This is a genomic window from Geothrix sp. 21YS21S-2 (assembly GCF_030846775.1).
Lineage (GTDB): Bacteria > Acidobacteriota > Holophagae > Holophagales > Holophagaceae > Mesoterricola.
Genome location: NZ_CP132910.1, coordinates 3,335,612 through 3,354,846, shown reverse-complemented (window position 1 = coordinate 3,354,846; position 19,235 = coordinate 3,335,612). Strand labels below are relative to the sequence as shown.

The 19,235-nt window shown below is 68.2% G+C and carries 23 protein-coding genes; 6 read left to right on the top strand and 17 right to left on the bottom strand.

Annotated elements, in window-relative coordinates:
* Positions 1-7 precede the first annotated feature (7 nt).
* The 8 genes from RAH40_RS14760 to RAH40_RS14725 all read right to left on the bottom strand — a co-directional run bounded on the left by RAH40_RS14760 (position 8) and on the right by RAH40_RS14725 (position 6,629).
* The gene (locus RAH40_RS14760; RefSeq protein ID WP_306598327.1) at positions 8-655 is read right to left on the bottom strand and encodes a glycerophosphodiester phosphodiesterase family protein; all 648 of its coding nucleotides are present in this window, start codon (positions 653-655) and stop codon (positions 8-10) included.
* Positions 652-1,995, bottom strand: coding sequence for an FAD-binding oxidoreductase (locus RAH40_RS14755; protein WP_306598326.1), 1,344 nt, complete (start codon positions 1,993-1,995; stop codon positions 652-654). The genes RAH40_RS14760 and RAH40_RS14755 overlap by 4 nt, the downstream gene beginning before the upstream one ends.
* Positions 1,996-1,997: 2 nt before the next feature.
* Positions 1,998-2,702: a UMP kinase gene (gene pyrH / locus RAH40_RS14750; protein WP_306598325.1), complete on the bottom strand. Its 705-nt coding sequence runs from the start codon at positions 2,700-2,702 to the stop codon at positions 1,998-2,000.
* A gap of 92 nt (positions 2,703-2,794) precedes the next feature.
* Positions 2,795-3,847 carry a phosphate acyltransferase PlsX gene (gene plsX, locus RAH40_RS14745; protein WP_306598324.1) on the bottom strand — a complete coding sequence of 351 codons (1,053 nt, stop codon included), beginning with the start codon at positions 3,845-3,847 and terminating at the stop codon, positions 2,795-2,797.
* 7 nt (positions 3,848-3,854) lie between these two features.
* Positions 3,855-4,040, bottom strand: a complete 186-nt coding sequence (rpmF, locus tag RAH40_RS14740; RefSeq protein ID WP_306598323.1) for a 50S ribosomal protein L32 — start codon at positions 4,038-4,040, stop codon at positions 3,855-3,857.
* A 49-nt stretch (positions 4,041-4,089) separates the two neighbouring features.
* A complete protein-coding gene (locus tag RAH40_RS14735) occupies positions 4,090-4,614 on the bottom strand; it encodes a DUF177 domain-containing protein (protein ID WP_306598322.1) in 525 nt (174 codons plus the stop codon).
* Positions 4,611-5,066 (bottom strand): type II secretion system protein, encoded by a 456-nt coding sequence (locus tag RAH40_RS14730; RefSeq protein WP_306598321.1) that lies wholly within the window; start codon positions 5,064-5,066, stop codon positions 4,611-4,613. The genes RAH40_RS14735 and RAH40_RS14730 overlap by 4 nt, the downstream gene beginning before the upstream one ends.
* 96 nt (positions 5,067-5,162) lie before the next feature.
* A complete protein-coding gene (locus RAH40_RS14725) occupies positions 5,163-6,629 on the bottom strand; it encodes a sigma-54 dependent transcriptional regulator (protein ID WP_306598320.1) in 1,467 nt (488 codons plus the stop codon).
* Positions 6,630-6,710: 81 nt separating this feature from the next.
* Here RAH40_RS14725 and RAH40_RS14720 point away from each other — a divergent pair, with 81 nt between their 5' ends.
* Genes RAH40_RS14720 through rfaD form a run of 5 tightly spaced genes read left to right on the top strand, consistent with a single transcriptional unit; the run spans position 6,711 to position 11,488 of the window.
* Positions 6,711-7,619: a glycosyltransferase family 9 protein gene (locus tag RAH40_RS14720; RefSeq protein WP_306598319.1), complete on the top strand. Its 909-nt coding sequence runs from the start codon at positions 6,711-6,713 to the stop codon at positions 7,617-7,619.
* Positions 7,616-8,575 (top strand): glycosyltransferase family 9 protein, encoded by a 960-nt coding sequence (locus RAH40_RS14715; RefSeq protein WP_306598318.1) that lies wholly within the window; start codon positions 7,616-7,618, stop codon positions 8,573-8,575. Before RAH40_RS14720 ends, RAH40_RS14715 begins: the two co-directional genes overlap by 4 nt.
* A gap of 27 nt (positions 8,576-8,602) precedes the next feature.
* The gene (locus RAH40_RS14710; RefSeq protein WP_306598317.1) at positions 8,603-9,568 is read left to right on the top strand and encodes a DUF1573 domain-containing protein; all 966 of its coding nucleotides are present in this window, start codon (positions 8,603-8,605) and stop codon (positions 9,566-9,568) included.
* A 40-nt stretch (positions 9,569-9,608) separates the two neighbouring features.
* Complete coding sequence (locus tag RAH40_RS14705; protein ID WP_306598315.1) at positions 9,609-10,523, top strand: DMT family transporter; 915 nt, start codon at positions 9,609-9,611, stop codon at positions 10,521-10,523.
* 26 nt (positions 10,524-10,549) lie between these two features.
* Positions 10,550-11,488 carry an ADP-glyceromanno-heptose 6-epimerase gene (gene rfaD / locus RAH40_RS14700; protein ID WP_306598314.1) on the top strand — a complete coding sequence of 313 codons (939 nt, stop codon included), beginning with the start codon at positions 10,550-10,552 and terminating at the stop codon, positions 11,486-11,488.
* Here rfaD and RAH40_RS14695 read toward each other — a convergent pair.
* Positions 11,485-12,126: a TetR/AcrR family transcriptional regulator gene (locus tag RAH40_RS14695; protein WP_306598313.1), complete on the bottom strand. Its 642-nt coding sequence runs from the start codon at positions 12,124-12,126 to the stop codon at positions 11,485-11,487. The two genes, rfaD and RAH40_RS14695, sit on opposite strands and share 4 nt — an antisense overlap.
* A gap of 54 nt (positions 12,127-12,180) precedes the next feature.
* On the opposite strand from RAH40_RS14695, the gene RAH40_RS14690 reads away from it, so the two are divergent.
* Positions 12,181-12,585, top strand: coding sequence for a DoxX family protein (locus RAH40_RS14690; RefSeq protein ID WP_306598312.1), 405 nt, complete (start codon positions 12,181-12,183; stop codon positions 12,583-12,585).
* A gap of 25 nt (positions 12,586-12,610) precedes the next feature.
* On the opposite strand, the gene RAH40_RS14685 is transcribed toward RAH40_RS14690, so the two are convergent.
* The 8 genes from RAH40_RS14685 to RAH40_RS14650 form a co-directional block, all read right to left on the bottom strand.
* A complete protein-coding gene (locus tag RAH40_RS14685; RefSeq protein WP_306598310.1) occupies positions 12,611-13,777 on the bottom strand; it encodes a PP2C family protein-serine/threonine phosphatase in 1,167 nt (388 codons plus the stop codon).
* Positions 13,778-13,780: 3 nt separating this feature from the next.
* A complete protein-coding gene (locus tag RAH40_RS14680) occupies positions 13,781-14,119 on the bottom strand; it encodes an STAS domain-containing protein (protein WP_306598308.1) in 339 nt (112 codons plus the stop codon).
* A gap of 143 nt (positions 14,120-14,262) precedes the next feature.
* On the bottom strand, positions 14,263-14,559 hold the full coding sequence (locus RAH40_RS14675) for an ATP synthase F0 subunit C (protein WP_306598306.1): 297 nt from the start codon (positions 14,557-14,559) through the stop codon (positions 14,263-14,265).
* Positions 14,560-14,620: 61 nt separating this feature from the next.
* On the bottom strand, positions 14,621-15,352 hold the full coding sequence (gene atpB, locus RAH40_RS14670; RefSeq protein WP_306598305.1) for a F0F1 ATP synthase subunit A: 732 nt from the start codon (positions 15,350-15,352) through the stop codon (positions 14,621-14,623).
* Between the two features lie 18 nt (positions 15,353-15,370).
* Positions 15,371-15,748: an ATP synthase subunit I gene (locus RAH40_RS14665; RefSeq protein ID WP_306598304.1), complete on the bottom strand. Its 378-nt coding sequence runs from the start codon at positions 15,746-15,748 to the stop codon at positions 15,371-15,373.
* On the bottom strand, positions 15,738-16,016 hold the full coding sequence (locus RAH40_RS14660) for an AtpZ/AtpI family protein (protein ID WP_306598303.1): 279 nt from the start codon (positions 16,014-16,016) through the stop codon (positions 15,738-15,740). The genes RAH40_RS14665 and RAH40_RS14660 overlap by 11 nt, the downstream gene beginning before the upstream one ends.
* Before the next feature lie 94 nt (positions 16,017-16,110).
* Positions 16,111-17,568 carry an NADH-quinone oxidoreductase subunit N gene (locus tag RAH40_RS14655; protein WP_306598302.1) on the bottom strand — a complete coding sequence of 486 codons (1,458 nt, stop codon included), beginning with the start codon at positions 17,566-17,568 and terminating at the stop codon, positions 16,111-16,113.
* Positions 17,568-19,202, bottom strand: a complete 1,635-nt coding sequence (locus RAH40_RS14650) for a NuoM family protein (RefSeq protein ID WP_306598301.1) — start codon at positions 19,200-19,202, stop codon at positions 17,568-17,570. The genes RAH40_RS14655 and RAH40_RS14650 overlap by 1 nt, the downstream gene beginning before the upstream one ends.
* Positions 19,203-19,235: the final 33 nt, after the last annotated feature.

Sequence of the window (19,235 nt, the reverse complement as noted above, 5' to 3'; positions counted from 1 at the left end):
TCCTTGTTCAGACCCCGTCCGTGATCAGGATGCCCGGCTCGAACCCCAGCCCCGCGGCCTCGCCAGGGGTCTTCATTCCCCACAGCGCCAATCGTTTCGCGTAAGCCTTCCAGAACTCCGGCCGCTTCCTCACCGACGCCAGCGGCACATGGAAGGTGAGCTTCTCCGGCAGATCGTCCAGGGACTCCGCGTCCAGGTCGTCCGCCTCGTCCGTCTCCCACAGGAACCCACAGCGGGCCTCCTGGCAGGCCGCCCAAAGCTGCAGCACCTCGCTATGCTCGAAGCTGCTGAAGAGGACCCGGTCCAAAGCCTCGGCCGCCTCCACCGCCGCCAGCGCCTGCTTCCACCCCGGTTCGCCCTTCAGCTCCACGTTCACCAGCTTCGCATCCAGCTCAAGAACGTCCGAGAGGCGGGGCACCGGTTCGCCGTTTCGCAGCGGCGGCAGCTCCGATGCGCGCAGCTTGCGGAGCACCCCGCCGGCCTTGGCGGTGCGCCCCAGGTCGTCGTCGTGCAGGACGCAGCACACGCCGTCGGTGGTGGGCTGCACGTCCAGCTCGAAGCCGTCCATGCCGGCCTGCAGGGCGGCCCGGAAGGCCGTCATGGAGTTCTCCAGGTGCGTGGAGGAGAGGCCGCGGTGGCCGAGGATGAGGGTCATGGCAGGACCACCTTTCCGGGATTGAAGATGCCGACGGGATCCAGGGCCCGTTTGATCGAGCGTAGGGCCGCTATCTGGAAGGGATCGGCGAAGTGCTGGAACGCGTCGCGCTTGGCGAGCCCGATGCCGTGCTCGCCGCTGAGGGTGCCCCCCAGCCGCACGCACAGGCCGAACAGCTCCATGAGCTGGCGGTCCAGTTCGGGACGCGGCGTCTCGCCGGCGGCCAGGAGGTTCACGTGCAGGTTGCCGTCGCCCAGGTGGCCGTAGGTGACCGTGGGCAGCCCCAGGGCCTCCAGCGCCTCGAAGAACTCCCGGATGCGGCTCCGGGGCACCACGATGTCCTCGCTGACCTTTTTCGGGAACCGCTCCTTGAGGTGGGAGGAGGTGGTGCGCCGCACCGCCCACAGGGCCTCCCGCTGGCGCGCGTCCGTGGCGGACTGGAGGTGCTCGGCCAGATCGCCCAGCGCCTCGACCAGGCCCTCCAGGAAGGCCTCGGACCCGCAGTCCCGGTCGTCGAACTCCAGCAGGGCCAGGGCCTCGCCCGGCATCCGGCGCGCGGCCTCGGGGCCGTGCTCACGCAGGTCCCGCAGCACCGCCGGGTCCCAGAACTCGAAGGCCGACGGCAGGTACCCGGCCTCCACCAGGCGCCCCGGCAGGTCCAGCAGCTCGTGCCAGCGCTCCATGGGCAGCAGCAGGGTGAGCCCCTCCCGGGGGGCGGGCACCAGGCGCACCGCGGCCCCCGTGATGATCCCGAAGATCCCCTCGCTGCCCACCAGCAGCTGCCCCAGGCTGGGCCCCACGTTGCACTTCACGCTGGGGATCCCGAAGGTGTGCACCTCCCCGTCCTCCATGAGCGCGTCGACGGCCAGCACCCAGTGGCGGGTCATGCCGTACTTGCAGGCCCCCGGCCCTCCCGCGTTGGTGGCGAGGCTGCCCCCAAAGGCGCACTGCTCCCAGGAATTGGGATCCGGCGGGTAGAAGAGGCCCTCGGCCAGGGCCGCGGCCTTCACGTCCCGGAGCATCGCGCTGGCCGGCGCCCACAGCGCCAGGTCCGGCCTCGACACCCGGATGCTCCCCGGGAATTCCCCCATGTCCACCACGACCGCGCGCCCCAGGGGCACGCATCCCCCCGCCTTCCCCGTCCCCGCGCCCCGGGGCACCAGGGCGAACCCTTCCGCCTTGGCCAGCCTCACCAGCTCCCGCAGGGCCGCGGCGCTGCGGGGCCTGGCCACCGCCAGGGGCGGGTCCCCCACCACGTGGGACTCGTCGCGCCGGTAGCCCTCGGTGAGGTCGGCGCCGGTGAGGACGGAGGTGTCGGGAAGGCCGGCGAAGAGGTCCATGGCTACCCCACGAGCGTGCCCACCACGTCCCCGTTGACCGCGGCCAGCAGGTTCCCCGGCACGTTCATGTTGAACACCAGGATGGGCAGGTGGTTGTCCCGGCACAGCGAGATGGCCGCGGCGTCCATGACCTTGAGGTTCTTCTCCAGGACCTCCTGGAAGGAGATGTGCTCGTACTTGGTGGCCGATGCGTCCTTCTTGGGATCGGCGGTGTAGATGCCGTCCACGTTGGTGGCCTTCATCACCACCTCGGCGTCGATCTCGTTGGCCCGCAAGGCGGCTGCGGTATCGGTGGAGAAGTAGGGGTTGCCCGTGCCGGCCCCGAAGATCACGACCCGGCCCTTCTCCATGTGCCGCATGGCCCGGCGGCGGATGTAGCTCTCGGCCACCTTGGGCACGTCGATGCCCGACATGACCCGGGTCTCCACGCCGTGCTGCTCCAGGGCGTCCTGGAGGGCCAGGGCGTTGATCATGGTGGCGAGCATGCCCATGTGGTCGGCGGTGACCCGGTCCATGCCCTTGGTGGCACCGGCCACCCCCCGGAAGATGTTGCCGCCGCCGATGACCAGGCCCACCTCCACCCCCAGGCCCTGGATGGTCTTCACCTGGTCGGCGATCATGGCCACCACCTCGGGGTCGATGCCGTGACCCTGTTCGCCCATGAGGGCCTCGCCGGAGAGCTTCAGGAGGATGCGCTTGTATTTCATGGGGGCTCCAACGGTGCGGACGTGCGGAAAATGCGCTCCCGAATGCGGGCGACATCCGGGAGCGCGGTTCTGTCCAGGGGGGGACCCCTGCCTCAGGATGTCTCTTGGGTGCCAGCCTGGGACATGAGCCGTCCCAGGGTCTCCTGGATGTGGTCGTTCACGCCGTGCTCGCAGGCCATGAGCGCGGCGCGGATGGCGCTGTGCACGGCCTTGGAGTTGGAACGGCCGTGGCCGATGATGGAGATGCCCTTCACGCCCAGCAGCGGCGCGCCGCCGTACTCGGCGTAGTCCAGCCTGGCCGCGAAGCGCTTCAGGCCGTTCATGGTCAGCAGCGCGCCCAGCTTGGTGAGGAGGTTCTCCTTGAAGACCCCCTTCATGCCCTGGATGAGCCCCTCGGCCAGGGCCTCGGCGGACTTCAGGAGGGCGTTGCCCACGAAGCCGTCGCAGGCGATGACATCGAACTTGCCGTTCCAGATGTCGCGCCCCTCGGCGTTGCCGGTGAAGTTGAGGTCCATGTCCTTGAGGGCCTGGGCCGCCTCCCGGGTGGTGGTGGAGCCCTTGCCCTCCTCCTCGCCCACGCTCAGGACGCCCACGCGGGGCCGGGCGATGCCAAGCACCTCCTCGGCGTAGACCGATCCCATGACCGCGAACTGGGCGATGTGCTCCGGCCGGCAGTCGATGTTCGCCCCGACGTCCAGGAGGACGGTGGGACGGCCTGTCATGTTGGGGAGGATGGTCGCCAGGCAGGGCCGGTCCACCCCCGGGAGGGTGCCCAGGACCATCTTGGACGCGACCATGGCGGCGCCGGTGTGCCCCATGGACACCACGCCGTCCGCCTTGCCCTCCCGCACGAGCTGAGCCGCGACGCGGATGCTCGAGTCCTTCTTCTCCTTCAGGATGGACGTCGCCTTGTCGTCCATGTCCACGACGCTGGCGGCGTGGACGATGGCAAACCGGGACGAGAGGTCCCCCTTGAGGCCGAAGTGGCCCAGCAGGGGGCGCAGCCGGTCCTCATCCCCCACGAGGTGGAGGAAGAGTTCGGGATGCGCATTCAGCGCCGCCCGGGCCCCTTCGAGAAGGGCGACGGGGGCGTTGTCCCCGCCCATCACGTCCAGGGCGATCCGGTAGATGGCGGGAGCGTCCACCCTGGCCTCAGACGGTCTGGGCGGGACGCACGGTCAGTTTGCCGCGGTAGAAGCCGCAGGAGGGGCAGACACGGTGGGGCATCTTGGGCACGCCGCAGTTGGGGCAGGTGCTCGAGCTCATGGTGTCGAGGGAATCGTGGGTGCGGCGGCGGTCGCGGCGGGCGCGGGAATGGCGGCGCTTGGGATTCGGCATAGTTGACTCCTCGGAGAGTGGTCGGTTTGGGAAAAGGGAGGAAGCCGGGTCAGGCGTCTTCCAGGTTGAGTTTCAGGCCCGAAAGGGCCTTGGCCAGGGCGCCCGGTTCCTTCACCAGCTCGGGGTGGCAGGAGCAGGGACCCTTGTTCCAGTTCTTGCCGCACTGCGGGCAGAGGCCCTTGCAGTCCTCCCGGCAGAGCGGATGCATGGGGGCGTGGAGCAGGAAGTGCTCGCGGGCGAGGGCCTCCTCGTCCAGGACCGGCTCGGGCAGGAAGACCACGTCCAGGTCCTGGCTGCCTAGCGCGTGGGACCCGCCCACGGCGAGCTCCTTGTCGCGGCTGCCCAGGAACTGGCTCTCCACCTCGATGCCCAGGTCCAGGGGTTCGAGGCACCGGGAGCAGCCCCCTTCCCAGGTGGCCTCGCCCTTGACCTCGAGGAAGAAATCCGCGTCCGAAGGCATCACCCGCACCTGCCAGGTGGCTTCGCGCAGGCGCGTGCCGTCCCCCAGGTCCAGGGCGCCGGTCACGCCGTCCACACTCACGCCCTCGGGGGGCAGCTGGGAAAGATCAATCATTTCGCGGGTTCCTTCTCGGGACCTGCGGGCGCTGCGCCGGAGGGGCCGGTGTTCTTGCCGGGTTCGGCGGTGAAGGGAGGCCGGTCGGCGGAGCCGCCCGGGTCGCCCGCGCACTTCAGCTCGTAGCCGCCCTTGCCGGACTTCCCTTCGAAGGGGTTGCCCCAGGGGTCCGTCGAAGCCACGTTCACGGGAATGTTGTTCTCCTTCACCAGCACCGAGTTGGGTTCCACCATCGCTTCGAAGCTTGTGAAGTCAGGATACTTCCCATGCTTGAGGTAGTAGAAGTCCAGCCCCTCGGACACCGTCTTCACGGTGTCGTGGGCCTTGATGTAGCGCGCATTGGCGGAGAACTCCTGGTACTTCCGGATACCGATGGTGGCGAGGACGGCCATGATCATCATGGCGACCAGCAGTTCCATCAGCGAGAAGCCAGCTTGTTTGTTCTTTTTCATGTCTCTTTCCGGGGAAGGGAGGTCCAGGGTAGAGATAAGTATGGGTAACCCGGACGACCTTGTCCAAGCATCCCAGTGTGCCACAGGTCAAGGATTTTACAAGAAATCATTGGGAATGTCGCCCTTGGCGTCGCCTTCCGCGGCCTCCGCGGGGGGGAAGGATTCGGGTACCGGGAAGGCCGGGGCGGGCGTCCCCTTGCCTCCCATTTCCTGCAGCCAGTACCGGTAGGCACGGAAGCTCATGCCCAGGAGCCGGGCGGCCTTGGTCTTGTTGCCCTCCGCCCGCTCCAGGGCACCGAGCATGAAGTGCCCCTTCAGGGCGCCCAGGTAGCCCTCCAGGTCGAACCCCCCCGGGGGAATGTCCAGGGCCCCGGCCACCATGGGGCCTCCGCCCGCGTTGCGGGACATCAGGTCGTCGGGGAAGAGGTCCACGCCGATGGGCCCCCCGGAGTTCAGGGCGACGCACCGTTCCATGAGATTCTCAAGCTCCCGCACATTGCCGGGGAACCGGCAGGCCCGCAGGACCGCCATGGCCTCCTCCCCCAGCCCCATGGTCGGCTTGTTGAGCTTCCGGCAGAACTTGGCCAGGAAGTGCTCGACCAGGACCGGCAGGTCCTCCTGGCGCTCCCGCAGCGGGGGCAGCTCGATGTGGAGGATGTTCAGGCGGTAGTAGAGGTCCTGGCGGAAGAGCCCCTTTTCGGCCCGGTCCCGCAGATCCCGGTTCGTGGCGCCGATGACCCGGACGTCCACCGCCCGCTCCTCGTTGGCCCCCACGCGCCGGATCCGCCGCTCCTGGAGGACGCGCAGGAGCTTGACCTGCAGGGGCAGCGGAATCTCGCCGATCTCGTCCAGGAAGATGACGCCCCCCTCCGCCTCCTCGAACAGGCCCCGCTTGGTGAGGTTGGCTCCCGTGAAGGCCCCCTTCTCGTAGCCGAAGAGCTCGGATTCCAGCAGCGCCTCGGGAAGGGCCCCGCAGTTCACCGGCACGAAGGGCCCCTTGGCCCGGTCCGAGTAGCGGTGCACGAGCCGGGCCACGATCTCCTTGCCCGTGCCGCTCTCCCCCGTGACCAGCACGGTGGTGTCGGCCCGGGCGATCTTGCCCACGAGGGCCTGGACCTTGCGGATGGTGGGCCCCACCCCCACCAGGTCCCCGATGTCCCGCACGTCGGGCCCGGGGGAGACCGAGACCGAGAAGATCCCCTTCAGGACCTTGGACAGCTCCTGGATGTCGTTCTTGGTCTTGGTGAGGAAGTCCACCGCGCCCAGGTTGAGGGCCCGCACCGTGGTCTCGGTGGTGGCGAAGGCGGTCATGATCACCACCGGGATGTCCAGGTCCCGCTCCTTCATCCAGGTGAGCAGGTCGATGCCGCTGCCGTCCTTGAGCCGCAGGTCCGAGACCACCGCGTCGAAGGGGCGGGCCTCCAGGGCCGCCCGGGCCTCGGCCAGCCCCGCGGCGGTGACGGTCTCGAACCCCTGGGGGGCCAGTCCCATCTGGAGGACGTCCCGGAAACTGGCCTCATCCTCGACCAGCAGGATGGTTTTGGGGGAAATGGGAGGGCGCATGGGCTCGCTTTTCGGGGGGCGGAGGCTCGGGCCCAGTATCTCAGCGTTGACCAGCCTTGGGGAATGAGGAACCATCCAATCATGCGCTTTCTTCTCGGCAGGACGGACGCCCTCGGCGATGTGGTCATCTCGCTCCCCGTGATGGAGCGCATCCTCTCGCGCATGCCGGAGGCCGAGGTGCACTGGCTGGTGTCCCCCTATGCGGCCCCGCTCCTGGAGGGCCTCCCGGGCGTCCACATCCGGGAGGCGGACGCCGACCTGGCCGCCCTCATGCGGGAGATCGCCCCCGACGCCGTCCTCAACCTCGGCCACCGGGACGTGGCCGTCATCACCGCGGCCAGGGCCGCCGGCGTCCCGGTGCGGGTGGCCCGCAGCCGGGGCCGCCAGATCCTCGACGCCACCCACGTCCTCTGGAGGGGCCGCAACGGCACGGGCCGCCACGAGGCCCAGAACGTCCTGGACTTCCTCCGCCCCTGGGGCTGGGAGGGGGGCTTCCCGGCGCCGCCCCGGATCCGGCTCCGGCAGGAGGAGCGGGACCTGGGCCTGGCCGAGTTCGCCACCCTGCCCCGGCCCCTGCTCGGCATCGCCACCCGCAGTTCGGGCTCCTCGGCCTACCCCTCCGAAGCCTGGTGGGCCCGGGCCCTGCCGGTGCTGAAGGCCGCCGGCTGGCACCCCGTGATCCTCGCCCCGCCCGAGGACTCGAAGCTGGGGAAGACCGACCTCCGGGGCCTCCTGGGCCGCATCGCGGCCTGCGACGCCTTCCTGGGGCCCTCCACCGGTCCCACCCAGCTGGCCGCGGCCCTGGATGTGCCGGTGCTCGCCCTCATGGGCCTCAGCTCCAACCGCGGCCCCAGCCGCTGGGCCCCCCTGGGGCGCCGGGTCCAGGTGGTCCAGTATCCCGGCCCCGAGGCCGACCTGAAGGGCGGCATGGACCGGCTGGACCCCGCCTCCCTGCTGCCCCACCTGGAACGCCTGCGGGGGCCCGCGTGATCCCCCAGGGCGCCACCTGGGTGCGCTTCCCCCGGTTCGTGGGGGACGCGGCCATGCAGCTCCCCGTGCTCCGCGTCCTGCGGACCGTCGGCGCAGGCCCCATCGTGGTCTGGGGTCCCAACCCCGCCGTCTCCCTGGTGGAGGGCCACGAGCTGGCCGATGCCGTGGTGCCCGACCGGGGCAAGCCCGGCCCCTTCGCCATGGCCGCCCTTCTCCGGGAACACCGGGCCGCCAGGAGCATCCACTTCCCCAAATCCCTGCGCCCCGCCCTGGCGGCCTGGATCGCCCGCGTGCCCGAGCGCATCGGCGTGGACGAGAGCCTCGCAGGGATCTTCAACACCCACAGCGGCCCCTTCTGGGACGCCCAGGGCCCCTTCCTGGAGCGCTACCACGCCGTGCTGGCCCGGCGCTGGCCGGACCTGCCCCCCATGCCCTTCGCGGACTACGCCCCGGCCGTCACCGTGGAACTGCCCGCCGAGCCCTACATCTGCCTCATGCCCGGCTCCACCTGGCCCTCCAAGGCCTGGCCACGGGAGCACTTCCGTGACCTGGCCCGCCTGGCCCGCCTGGATGGGTTCGCCGTGGCCGTCCTGGGCACCCCCGACGAGCGCGACGTGTGCGACTTCGTCGCCCAGGACGCCACCCACAACCTCTGCGGCCGCACGTCCCTGGTCCAGGCCGCCGCCTGGCTCCGGGGCGCCCGGGCCGCCCTGGGCAACGACTCGGGCCTGAGCCATCTGGCCGCCGCCTGCTCCACCCCGACCCTGGCCCTCTACGGAGCCACGGACCCCGGAGGCAGCACGCCCTGGGGCCCGAAGACCGCCGGCATCCGCCTGGACGGCATCCCCTGCGCCCCCTGTTTCAAGCCCGTGTGCGCGGTGGAAGGGCACCCCTGCCTGGCCGGCATTACCCCCGAGCGGGCCTGGAGGACGCTCATGGACCTGGTTTCAGCTTAGAATGGGTCAGTCCGCCCGAGGTTGCTTATGCGTCCCTTCCTTTTGAGCCTGATGGTCCCGGCCCTGTGCCTGGCCCAGGCCCCATCCATTTCCGTGGACCAGCCCCACTTCGACTTCGGCAAGCTGTACGGGGACGCCAAGGCCGTGCACCGCTTCAAGGTCTCCAACAAGGGCAACGCCGCACTCAACATCAGCCGGCTCAATCCTTCCTGCGGCTGCACCTCCACCGTCATCGGCCAGTGGACCCTCAACCCGGGCCAGAGCACCGAGGTCGAGGCCACGTTCAACCCCGTGGGTTTCCGGGGCCCGGTGCACAAGTCCATCCAGGTGGTCTCCAACGACCCCGCCAACCCCACCGTGGACCTCACGTTCGAGGCCGAGGTTCTCCGGGAGATCATGCCCTCCAGCGAGGCGGTCTTCCTGCAGGACGTCCAGAGGACCTCCCCCCGCAAGGTGTCCGTGCGGCTCGTCTCCGGCAACGGCAAGCCGGTGCACGTCACCGACGCCAGGTCCCCGGGCGCCCCCTACCTCAGCTGCTCCGTGCGCCCCGAAGGCAACGACGCCTGGGTGGACATCCTCCTGGAAGGCACGAAGATCCCCGCCTCCCGCCAGTCGGGCACCGACGCGGTGGTGGTGAAGACCGACAATCCCCGGGCCGCCGTCATCAACGTGACCGTCCAGTGGGAGCTGCGCGCCTCCGTGGTGGCCGAGCCCGGGCGCGTGGCCTGGGTCGAGCCCGCCGGCAAGGAGCAGCGCTCCAAGGTCGTCCTCAAGCAGGTGGACGGCAAGCCCTTCCGCATCCTCTCCGCCCGCACCACGAACCCGGTGCTCAGGGTCGAGGGTGGCGGCAAGGGCGCCTCCAGCCGCCACGACCTGCAAGTGGTCCTGTCCGCCAATGCCAAGGCCGGCATGTACAGCGAAAAAATCCTCGTGACCACCGACAGCCCCGACCAGCCGGAAGTGGAAATCCGCGTCGCCGCCTCCCTGCGCTGACGCCGTGCCGGATTCCAGAGGTCTGAAACACACGTCCGCCGTGGTGGGGACGCTCCTGATCGCCGTGGTGTGGGGCGCGAGCTTCGCCGGCATGAAGTACGCCCTCCAGGCCGGCCTGAGCGTGGGGGCCATGCTCAGCCTGCGCTTCCTCATCGGCACCACCTGCCTGGGGATCCTCCTCCTGGCCCTCAAGGTGCCCCTGGAGCGGCGCTCGGTGACCGACGGCCTGTGGCTGGGCCTCCTTCTCACCGCCATCTTCTGGCTCCAGGCCAGCGGCCTCGAGACCACCACGACCACCAAGTCCGGCTTCATCACCGGCCTCTACGTGCTCTTCACCCCCATGGCCAGCGTGCTCCTGGGGCACCGCCTCAAGGTCGCCCACGGCCTGGGCGCCCTGGTGGCCACCGTCGGCCTGTTCCTGCTGGTGCACACCCCGGGCGTGAGCTTCGGCGGCTGGAACCGCGGGGACTCCCTGACCCTGGTGTGCGCCGTGGGCTGCGGATTCCATATCGCCCTCACCGGCATCTTCAGCCGCCGCTCCAACGGCTGGGTGCTGGCCTTCATGCAGGTGGCCACCATCGCCGCGGTCTCCCTCGCCATCACGTCCCTCCTTCCCGCGCCCCACGGTTTCCAGACGGCCCGCAAGGCCCTGGCCGCCCCGGGCGTATGGGTGGCCCTGGCCTACCTCGGCATCCTCGCCACCGCCCTGGCGTTCTACCTCATGTCCACCCTCCAGGCCCACCTGGGCAGCACCGAGGCCGCCATCCTCTACTCCCTGGAGCCCGTGTTCACGGCCCTCCTGGCCATGACCGGGTGGGTGCCCGGGATCCGGGAACGCCTCTCGGCCCTCCAGCTGGCGGGAGGCGGCATCATCCTGGGCGCCATGATCCTGGCCGAGGTCGGCCCCACCTGGATGGCCCGCTTCGGGGATTCCAGCCCCGAACGCGACGGCTGAGCGATAATCCATACAAGGAGGACCCCGTGATCATCGTTACCGGAGGCGCCGGGTTCATCGGCAGCAACGTCGTCAAGGAGCTCAACCGGAGGGGCCGCACCGATATCCTGGTGGTGGACAACCTCGAACGCTCCGAGAAGTTCCGGAACCTCTCGGACCTGGTCATCCAGGACTACATGGACAAGCGGGCCTTCCGGTCCCGCCTCGACGCCGGCACCTTCGACCTCCAGGCCGACGCCATCCTCCACAACGGCGCCTGCTCCGACACCATGGGCGGCGACGGCCGCTACATGCTCGAGAACAACTTCGGGGACTCCAAGGCCCTCCTGAACTACGCCCTCTCCAAGGCCATCCCCTTCGTGTACGCCTCCAGCGCCGCCACCTACGGCCCCGGCCCCGCCTTCGTCCCGGACCCCGCCAACGAGCGCCCCCTCAACGTCTACGGCTACTCGAAGCTCCTGTTCGACCAGCACGTCCGCCACCTTCTGCCCCAGGTGCGGAGCACGGTGGTGGGCCTTCGCTACTTCAACGTCTACGGCCCCCGGGAGGACCACAAGGGCCGCATGATGTCCGTGCTCCACCAGCTCCTCCGGCAGCTGCGCGAGGAGGGCGCCTGCCGCCTCTTCACCGGCACCGGCGGCTACGGCGACGGCGAGCAGGTGCGGGACTTCGTGTTCGTGGGGGACATCGTCGACATCGGCCTCCACTTCGCCCAGGGCCCCGTGGCCCAGGGCATCTTCAACGCCGGCACCGGCAAGGCGAGGAGCTTCAACGCCATCGCCCAGGCCCTCATCGCCCACCTGGGCAAGGGCCGCGTCGACTACATCCCCTTCCCCCAGGAACTGGCCGGGAAGTACCAGAGCTTCACCCAGGCCGACCTGACCAGCCTGCGTGCCGCGGGCTACGCGAAGCCCATGACGGAGCTGGAGGAGGGCATCCGCCTGACCCTGGCCGAGCTGGGCTAGTCCGGACCCGTTTGCCCGGAAAGCAAGGTCCGCCTGAGGGTCTCGAAAAGCCACTGTTCGTAGGCATCCGAAGTCCAGGCCCGCTCCACGACCAGCATGCGGTACAGGTCCCTTCCCGTGACCATCCACATGATGTCCCGGGCCTGATCCAGGCCCAGGCCGGGCCTGGCGAAGCCTTCCTCCAGGACCCGCCGCACCCGGGCCGCCTGGAGGTCGTACCGGAGTTGTTCGAAACGCTGCTCGACAGCCCGGAGTTCAGGGGAAAAGGCCGCGGCCCCGCGGACGAGGCCGAGCTGCTCTTTTTCACCGTCGTAGATGGTGCGTGCGATGGAGGCGGTCACCCGCATCACGTCCACCGGGTCCCCTGCGGAATCCGCCTTCTCCGCCAAGGCCCGATATCGGTCATTGAACATGGACGCCTCCATCAAGGCTCCCAGCAGCCCCGCCTTCGACTTGAATTGCGCGTAGATGGTGGCGGGCGACACCTGCGCCTCGGCGGCGACCGCTTCAAGGGTCACCCGGTCCAGTCCCCGCTCGGCGAAGAGCCTCCGGGCGGCCTCCAGGACCCTCGCGCGGGTCAGAGCCGCCTGCCGGGCCCGGGCGGTGTTGTCGTAGTTTCGGCGGACCCTCTTGACCATTTGGATATGGTAAACGATATTTGAATCGCCATCCGAATTGAGAGGAGGTCTCAAATGGCAGCCACCCGGATCTGGACAGGGCGCCTTCTGAGCGGAGTCGCGCTGCTATTCCTGTTGATGGACGGCCTGACGAAGGTCGCGCGCGCCAACCCTGCCGTCCAGGCGACCGTGGGGCTTGGGTTTGCGGAGACCAGCGTTCCGGTCATCGGGTTCCTGGTCCTGGGCGGCGCCCTGCTCTACGCCTGGCCGGCGACCGCCGGCCTGGGCGCCCTCTGGTTGACGGCCTTCCTGGGCGGAGCGGCATCGGCCCAGTTCCGCCTCGGAGCGCCTTGGATCAGCCACACCCTGTTCCCGGCCTATCTGGGCGTGGCGCTCTGGGCGGGACTGGTGCTCCGGCGTCCCGAATGGTGGGATCTGGTCCGACCCGGCCGTCCGGCCAAGGGGGACCGCTCCGGATAGGGATGCCCACCGTTGGAGGTGCCTGCTATCCCAGCCTGTCCAACACCACGAGGGTCACGTCGTCCGAGAAGGGCGTGGAGTCGTTGAAGGTCACCGCCCGGTGAACGATGTGGTCCGCTGCCGCCTCCTCGTCGGCGGGCAGGTCGGAGCAGATCTCCAGGAGACCCTCGTCCCCCAGGAACGACCGGTCCTCCCGCTCCACCTCCACCAGACCATCCGTGTAGACGATGAGCCGGTCGCCCTTCATGAAGGGGCAGGTCTGCTGGTGGAACTGGAGGCCCTCGTCGATGCCCAGCATGAAGCCCCGCTCCCCCAGGACCGTGGGGATCCGCGGACCGCCGGAAGCACCCTGGGAGATGAGCATCGGCGCCACATGGCCCGCGGCAACGTACTGCAGGATATCGGAGGCCGGGTCCAGGCGCGCCAGGAAGGCCGTCGCGAACTGCTCCGCCAGCGTGCTGCGCGCCAGGTCCCGGTTCATGGCCTGGGCCCAGGCCAGGGGTCCGTGGCCGAAGCGCACCTGGTTCTCGAAGCAGGTCTTCACCATGGCGGAGATGAGGGCGGCGGTCACGCCGTGCCCGCTCACGTCGGCAATCATCAGGGCCACGCTGTCGTCGGGCAGGTTGAGGATGGCGTAGATGTCCCCACCGATGCCCTCCGCGGGCAGATAGCGGTGGGTGTAGCGGATGTTTCCCGCCTGCCCCGGGATGGGCGGCAGCAGGCCCACCTGGAGGCGCGCCGCGAGACTCAACTCGGCGGTCATCCGTTCCTGGAAACGGGTCAGTTCCAGGTTCTGGCGCTTGATCTCCTTCTGCATGCCGATGATGCGGAAGGCCGATTCCACCTTCGCCATCACCTCCTGGGCGTGGAAGGGCTTGGAGATCATGTCGTCGGCGCCCAGGTTCAGCCCGCCGATCTTGGAGGCCGTGCCGTCCAGGGCCGACACGAGCACGAAGAACGTGTCCCGGGTGCGGGGGTTCCCCTTCACCGCCTGGCAGAGCTCATCCCCGGCCATCTCCGGCATCCGGAGGTCCGAAAGGATGAGGTCGGGCTGCAGCTTCGCCATCTCGTCCAGGGCCACCCGGCCGTTTTCGGCCAGGAGGACCGTGTAGCCGGCGCGCTTGAGGTAGAAGCTGAGGATATCCCGTATGGGCGCTTCGTCATCGACGACCAGCACGACGCCTTTTTGCATGCCTCAGGCCCCGCGAAGCGCGTCCTGCTCCGTCGTGAAGATGGAGAAGTAGTTCGTGAGGTTCGTCTGGTCGAAGGTCTTCTTCACCTGGGGCGGAAGGGCGCAGAGGTGGAGCTTGCCGTTGTTCTTGTCCACGCTGTTCCGGGCGGCCACGAGAAGCCCCAACCCCGAGGAATCGATGAAGGACACGCTCTCGAGGTTGATGACGAGCAGCTTGGGCTGGAGCGTGGTCACGGTGTCCCGGATCACGTCCCGCAGCTGGGCCGTCACCTCGAAGTTGACCTTGCCCTGGATGGTAACGACGGATGCGTTGCCTTCCTGGCGGGTCTGAATGTTCAACATGGGGCCTCCATATTCGAATATTGAAGACAACCTCACCGCCAATTGCCGTGGAGGATTGTACTGCGAAAAAAACGACGAAAGCTAAGGATTTCTTTGAATAAAAACCGGGACGGGGCGCGGGCCCCGTCCCGGTGGACTCCGGTCTACTTGACGGCGAAGGCGGCCACGAGCACGTAGATCACCAGGGCCTCGATGAGGGCCAGGCCGATGATCATGGTCGTGCGGATGTTGCCGGCGGCCTGGGGGTTGCGCGCGATGCCCTCGCAGGCGGCGACCACGGCCTTGCCCTGGGCCATGCCGCAGCCGGCGGCCGCGATGGCGAGAGCGATGTGGGCCAGGAACTTGCCTTCGAAGATGCCGGGGGCGGCGGCGCCGGGGACCTGGGCGAAGGCGGCGACGGCCAGGGTGAACAGGAAGGCGGTGACGAAGAACTTCTTCATGGGAAACCTCGGAAAAGGGGGGCGCGGGGTTCGGAATCCCGACGTCCGGTTGGAAACGGGGCTAGTGCTCGTGCGCGACGGCTCCGGACACGTAGATCGTGGCGAGCATGATGAACACGAAGGTCTGGATCAGGCCGAAGAACAGGCCCATGATCGCCAGGGGCACCGGCACCACCAGGGGGGCCAGGCCGAAGAAGATGCCGGTCACCACGTGCTCGCCGGCGATGTTGCCGAACAGGCGCAGGCTGTGGCTGAGAATCCGGGAGAACAGGCCCAGGACCTCGAGCGGCCACATGAGGATCCACAGGAACCACACCGGGCCCGCGAAGTGGCCCAGGTACTTCCCGACGCCGTGCTCGCGCATGCCGTGGAAGTTGTAGTAGAGGAACACCACCAGGGCGCAGCCCAGGGTCACGTTGTAGTTGGCCGTGCCCGAGCCCAGGCCGGGGATCAGGCCGAAGAGGTTGTTCAGCAGGACGAAGACGCCCAGGGTGCCGATGAGGGGCACGTAGCGGTCCGGATGGTGCGCCACGTTGTCCGACACCAGGGTGCGCACGAAGCTCACCAGGTATTCCATGGTCTGCTGCAGGGGGCCCGGGACGCGCACCAGCTTCGCCCGCACCATCAGCACCAGGATGACCGTCACCAGGGCCGCCAGGACCGAGATGAGGAGGTGGTCGTAGCGCTCCAGGACCGAGAGGGCCTCGCCGTGGGCGAAGGCGCCCCACGGGTGCCTGGCCAGCCCCAGGAGGTTGGTCAGCAGGACCGCGAGAAAGGACGCATGGTGTTCCATGGTGGGGACCTCGGGTGCTCAGTCAGGCCGGAAGATCAACCATAACGCTTCCAGCACGATGGAAACGCTGAAAAGGAGAATCCCGGTGACGAAGGGTAGGACTTCCGAAGGGAAGCAGACCATCATCCCACGCAGGAGAAGCACGATCAACGCCAGTTTGGCCAGTACCAGGAACCCGAAGAGCCACCTCCGCCTCACCGAAGGGGTCAGCATGCCCGTCACCACCCACCGGTGGAGGTTCCAGAACAGGAGGCTGGCCGCGCCGCCCGCCGCGAACACCAGGGCCCCCCGCCAGGACCGCGCGAGACCCCACCCCGCCGCGCCCAGGGGCACCAGGGCCAGCTGGATCCGGTTGATGCGGACCAGGTGGTGGGTCCCCCCGTCCTCAGCCGCCATGGGAATCGTCCTTCTCCTTTTTTTCGGCCTCGTCATAGCGGTCCAGCCGCACGGTGGTCTTGTACAGCTCCCAGAAACCCGTGGCCACGCCCCACGCCAGGCCCACCCACATGCCGGCCCGGGGGTGCCCGAAGAGCCCTCCGATCCAGCGCCCCAGGAAGAAGCCCGCGACGAAGGCGATGGGAAACACCATGCCCAGCCCCATGAGATCGCCCCACAGGGCCCGTTCACGGGGATCGACCCCCTTGTCCTTGCGCTGGAACAGCATGCCGGCACCCGCCTCTGGTCTGATTATCGCCTATTGTAACGGCCATCGCCGGCAGTCCCCCGGGGGGAGGCTGCCGGCGACGGGACCAGGTGCTCTAGAGGATCGTGGCGGCCCAGTCCAGCAGGTAGGCCCCAAAGAGGGTCCCCACCAGCACCAGGGCGCAGGAGACGCCCACCACCAGGCCGGTGATCCCGCCCATGGGCTTGACTTCGCCTTCGGCGGGCTCCTTGAAGTACATCGCCGCCACCACGGCCAGGTAGTAGTAGGCCGCCACGGCGCTGGTGAGCAGCGCGATGACCGTGAGGGTGACGTGGCCCTGCTCGATGGCCAGCTTGAACAGGTAGAACTTGCTGAAGAAGCCCACCAGGGGCGGTATGCCCGCCAGGCTCAGCAGGATGACCATCATGGCGAAGGCCAGCACCGGCCGGGTGCGGGACAGCCCCCGGAAGTCCTCGATGCGCTCCCCTTCGCCCTTGCCTTGGAGGTAGATGATGATGCCGAAGGCCCCGCTCTGCATGAGCAGGTAGGTGAGCATGTAGAGCCAGATGGCCTGCACCCCGCCCGGAACGTTGGAGCTGAGCACGCCCAGCAGCATGTAGCCCACGTGGGCGATGCTGGAATAGGCCAGCAGCCGCTTCATGGTCTGCTGACGGAGGGCGGCGATGTTGCCCAGGATCATGCTGGCTCCGGCCACGAAGGCCAGGGGCGCCATCCACTCGCCGTGGAGGCCGCCGAAGCCCGATCCGAAGACGCGGGCGAAGGCCGCCAGGGACGCCGCCTTGGGGGCCATGGACATGAAGGCGGTGATGGCCGTGGGGGCGCCGTCATAGGCGTCCGGGCTCCACATGTGGAAGGGGACGGCGGCCACCTTGAAGCAGAAGCCCACCAGCACCATGAGGATTCCCAGGAATACCAGCAGGTTGCTGGACATGGGCAGAAGGGCCAGCTTCTCGTTGAGGTCCGCGAGGTTGGTGGTGACGCCGCCCGTGGCGGCGAACAGGAGGCTGATCCCGAACAGAAGGATGCCGCTGGAGAAGGCCCCCAGCAGGAAGTACTTCACCCCCGCCTCGATGCTCCGCTCCTGTTCGCGGAAGTACGCCACCAGGATGTAGATGCAGAGCGCCATGAGCTCCAGGGAGAAGTAGATGGACACCAGGTCGGTGGCCCCCACCAGGAACAGCATGCCCGTCACCGAGAAGAGGATCAGGGAGTAGTACTCCACGGACTGGTCCTTGTGCAGGTCCAGCTGAAGCTGGCTCAGGAGCACGGTGATCACGCCCGCGGCGAGGCACAGGTACTGGAAGCCCCGGGTGATGCCGTCCACCTGATACATGCGGGAGAAGCCCGCGCCCGGAGGCGTGCGGCTGACGAGGAACCCCGCGGCCACGAGGACCAGGACGGTGATGAAGGCCCACTGGCTCTTCCCGCCCTTGGGCACGAACATATCGCCCGGCCAGAGCATGACCGTGGCGGCCACCAGGATGAGGAGCTGCGGGTAGATGAGCGGAAGATCCCTGACCAGGGTCCCCCACAAGCCGGCGGCGAAGGACATTACTCACCCCCTCCATGGCTGGTCTCGGCGTGCCCTTCGGCGTGGCCCTCGGCATGGGCCGGGGCGGCCATGGCGGCCATGCCGCGCCTGGCGGCCTCGCGCTGGGCGGCCGTGAGGGGCTGCTGCTTGTAGAAGGAGGGGTTCACCTGGGTCACCAGCTTCTCGACGGGCTTGTCCAGGATGGCCAGGAGCGGCTTGGGATAGAGGCCGATCCAGAAGGCCGCGATGAGCAGGGGCACGAAGTAGGCGATCTCGCGCAGGTTCAGGTCCGCCATCTTGGTGTTGGTCTCGTTGATGGGCCCGAACATGGCCCGCTGGTAGAGCCAGAGCATGTAGGCGGCGCCCAGGATGATGCCCGTGGTGGCCACCACCGCGATCCAGGGCGCGGCCTGGAAGGCGCCCTGCAGGATGGCGAACTCCCCGATGAAGCCGTTGAGGCCCGGGAGCCCGATGCTGCTCATGGTCATGATCAGGAAGACCGTCGCGTAGATGGGCATGGTCTTGGACAGCCCGCCGTATTCCGCGATGAGCCGGGTGTGGCGGCGCTCGTAGACGATGCCCACGATGAGGAAGAGCGCGGACGTGGAGATGCCGTGGTTGAGCATCTGGAGGATGCCGCCGGTGATGCCGTTGGGGTTCAGGGCGAAGATGCCCAGCATGCACAGGCCCAGGTGGCTCACGGAGGAGTAGGCCACGAGCTTTTTCATGTCCTTCTGGATCATGGCCACGAGCGCGCCGTAGATGACGCCGATGATGGCCAGGGTCATGAACCAGGGCATCAGCTCCTTGGTGGCGTCCGGGGCGATGGGCAGCAGGAAGCGCAGGAAGCCGTAGGTGCCCATCTTCAGGAGCACGCCGGCCAGCACCACGGAGCCCGCGGTGGGGGCCTCCACGTGGGCGTCAGGCAGCCAGGTGTGGAAGGGGAACATGGGCACCTTGATGGCGAAGCCCAGGAAGAAGGCCACCGCCAGGAGCGTCTGGAAGGTGTGGGACTGCGCGCCGACCGTCGCCGCCATGGCCTGGAACGAGGCGATGGACATGTCGTAGTGGCCGGTGGTCTTGAACTGGAGGAAGTAGATGGCCAGGATGGCCACCAGCATCAGCACCGAGCCCGCCAGGGTGTAGAGGAAGAGCTTGATGGCCGCGTAGAGCTTCTGGGGCCCGCCCCAGATGGCGATCAGGAAGTACATGGGCACCAGCATCAGTTCCCAGAAGAGGTAGAACTGGAACATGTCCTGGGTGATGAAGACCCCCAGCATGCTGAACTGCATGACCAGCAGCCAGATGTAGTACTCCTTGTGGCGCTCCAGGATGGCCGTGAACGAGCACCACACCACGATGAACCCCAGGAGGGTGGTGAGCAGCAGCAACACCAGGCTGATGCCGTCCATGCCCACGCTGAACTTGACCCCGATGCTCGGAATCCAGTCGCAGGAATAGGCCCACTGGACCGCGGCGCTGGAGCGGTCGTACTGGAACCAGAGCGGGATGCTCAGGAGAAAGTCGGCCACCGTGAAGGCCAGGGCCCCCAGTTCAAAGGTCCTTCGACTCTCCTTCGGCACGAAGAGGAGGAAGAGGGCCCCGAGGAGGGGGAGGACGGTGACCCACAACGGGAGGTTTTGCCAGGGACTCATGGTGACTCCAGAGATCGTCTAACGGTCGAACGG

Excerpts from the sequence above, each read along its gene's own strand:
- RAH40_RS14735 (WP_306598322.1), bottom strand. The coding sequence starts at position 4,614 with ATGATTGATCTTTCCCAGCTGCCCCCCGAGGGCGTGAGTGTGGACGGC.
- RAH40_RS14730 (WP_306598321.1), bottom strand. The coding sequence starts at position 5,066 with ATGAAAAAGAACAAACAAGCTGGCTTCTCGCTGATGGAACTGCTGGTC.
- RAH40_RS14665 (WP_306598304.1), bottom strand. The coding sequence starts at position 15,748 with ATGGCGGCTGAGGACGGGGGGACCCACCACCTGGTCCGCATCAACCGG.
- RAH40_RS14755 (WP_306598326.1), bottom strand. The coding sequence starts at position 1,995 with ATGGACCTCTTCGCCGGCCTTCCCGACACCTCCGTCCTCACCGGCGCC.
- rpmF (WP_306598323.1), bottom strand. The coding sequence starts at position 4,040 with ATGCCGAATCCCAAGCGCCGCCATTCCCGCGCCCGCCGCGACCGCCGC.
- atpB (WP_306598305.1), bottom strand. The coding sequence starts at position 15,352 with ATGGAACACCATGCGTCCTTTCTCGCGGTCCTGCTGACCAACCTCCTG.
- RAH40_RS14655 (WP_306598302.1), bottom strand. The coding sequence starts at position 17,568 with ATGTCCTTCGCCGCCGGCTTGTGGGGGACCCTGGTCAGGGATCTTCCG.
- RAH40_RS14690 (WP_306598312.1), top strand. The coding sequence starts at position 12,181 with ATGGCAGCCACCCGGATCTGGACAGGGCGCCTTCTGAGCGGAGTCGCG.
- RAH40_RS14685 (WP_306598310.1), bottom strand. The coding sequence starts at position 13,777 with ATGCAAAAAGGCGTCGTGCTGGTCGTCGATGACGAAGCGCCCATACGG.
- RAH40_RS14720 (WP_306598319.1), top strand. The coding sequence starts at position 6,711 with ATGCGCTTTCTTCTCGGCAGGACGGACGCCCTCGGCGATGTGGTCATC.
- RAH40_RS14725 (WP_306598320.1), bottom strand. The coding sequence starts at position 6,629 with ATGCGCCCTCCCATTTCCCCCAAAACCATCCTGCTGGTCGAGGATGAG.
- RAH40_RS14650 (WP_306598301.1), bottom strand. The coding sequence starts at position 19,202 with ATGAGTCCCTGGCAAAACCTCCCGTTGTGGGTCACCGTCCTCCCCCTC.
- RAH40_RS14710 (WP_306598317.1), top strand. The coding sequence starts at position 8,603 with ATGCGTCCCTTCCTTTTGAGCCTGATGGTCCCGGCCCTGTGCCTGGCC.
- RAH40_RS14660 (WP_306598303.1), bottom strand. The coding sequence starts at position 16,016 with ATGCTGTTCCAGCGCAAGGACAAGGGGGTCGATCCCCGTGAACGGGCC.
- RAH40_RS14695 (WP_306598313.1), bottom strand. The coding sequence starts at position 12,126 with ATGGTCAAGAGGGTCCGCCGAAACTACGACAACACCGCCCGGGCCCGG.
- RAH40_RS14675 (WP_306598306.1), bottom strand. The coding sequence starts at position 14,559 with ATGAAGAAGTTCTTCGTCACCGCCTTCCTGTTCACCCTGGCCGTCGCC.
- pyrH (WP_306598325.1), bottom strand. The coding sequence starts at position 2,702 with ATGAAATACAAGCGCATCCTCCTGAAGCTCTCCGGCGAGGCCCTCATG.
- RAH40_RS14680 (WP_306598308.1), bottom strand. The coding sequence starts at position 14,119 with ATGTTGAACATTCAGACCCGCCAGGAAGGCAACGCATCCGTCGTTACC.
- RAH40_RS14760 (WP_306598327.1), bottom strand. The coding sequence starts at position 655 with ATGACCCTCATCCTCGGCCACCGCGGCCTCTCCTCCACGCACCTGGAG.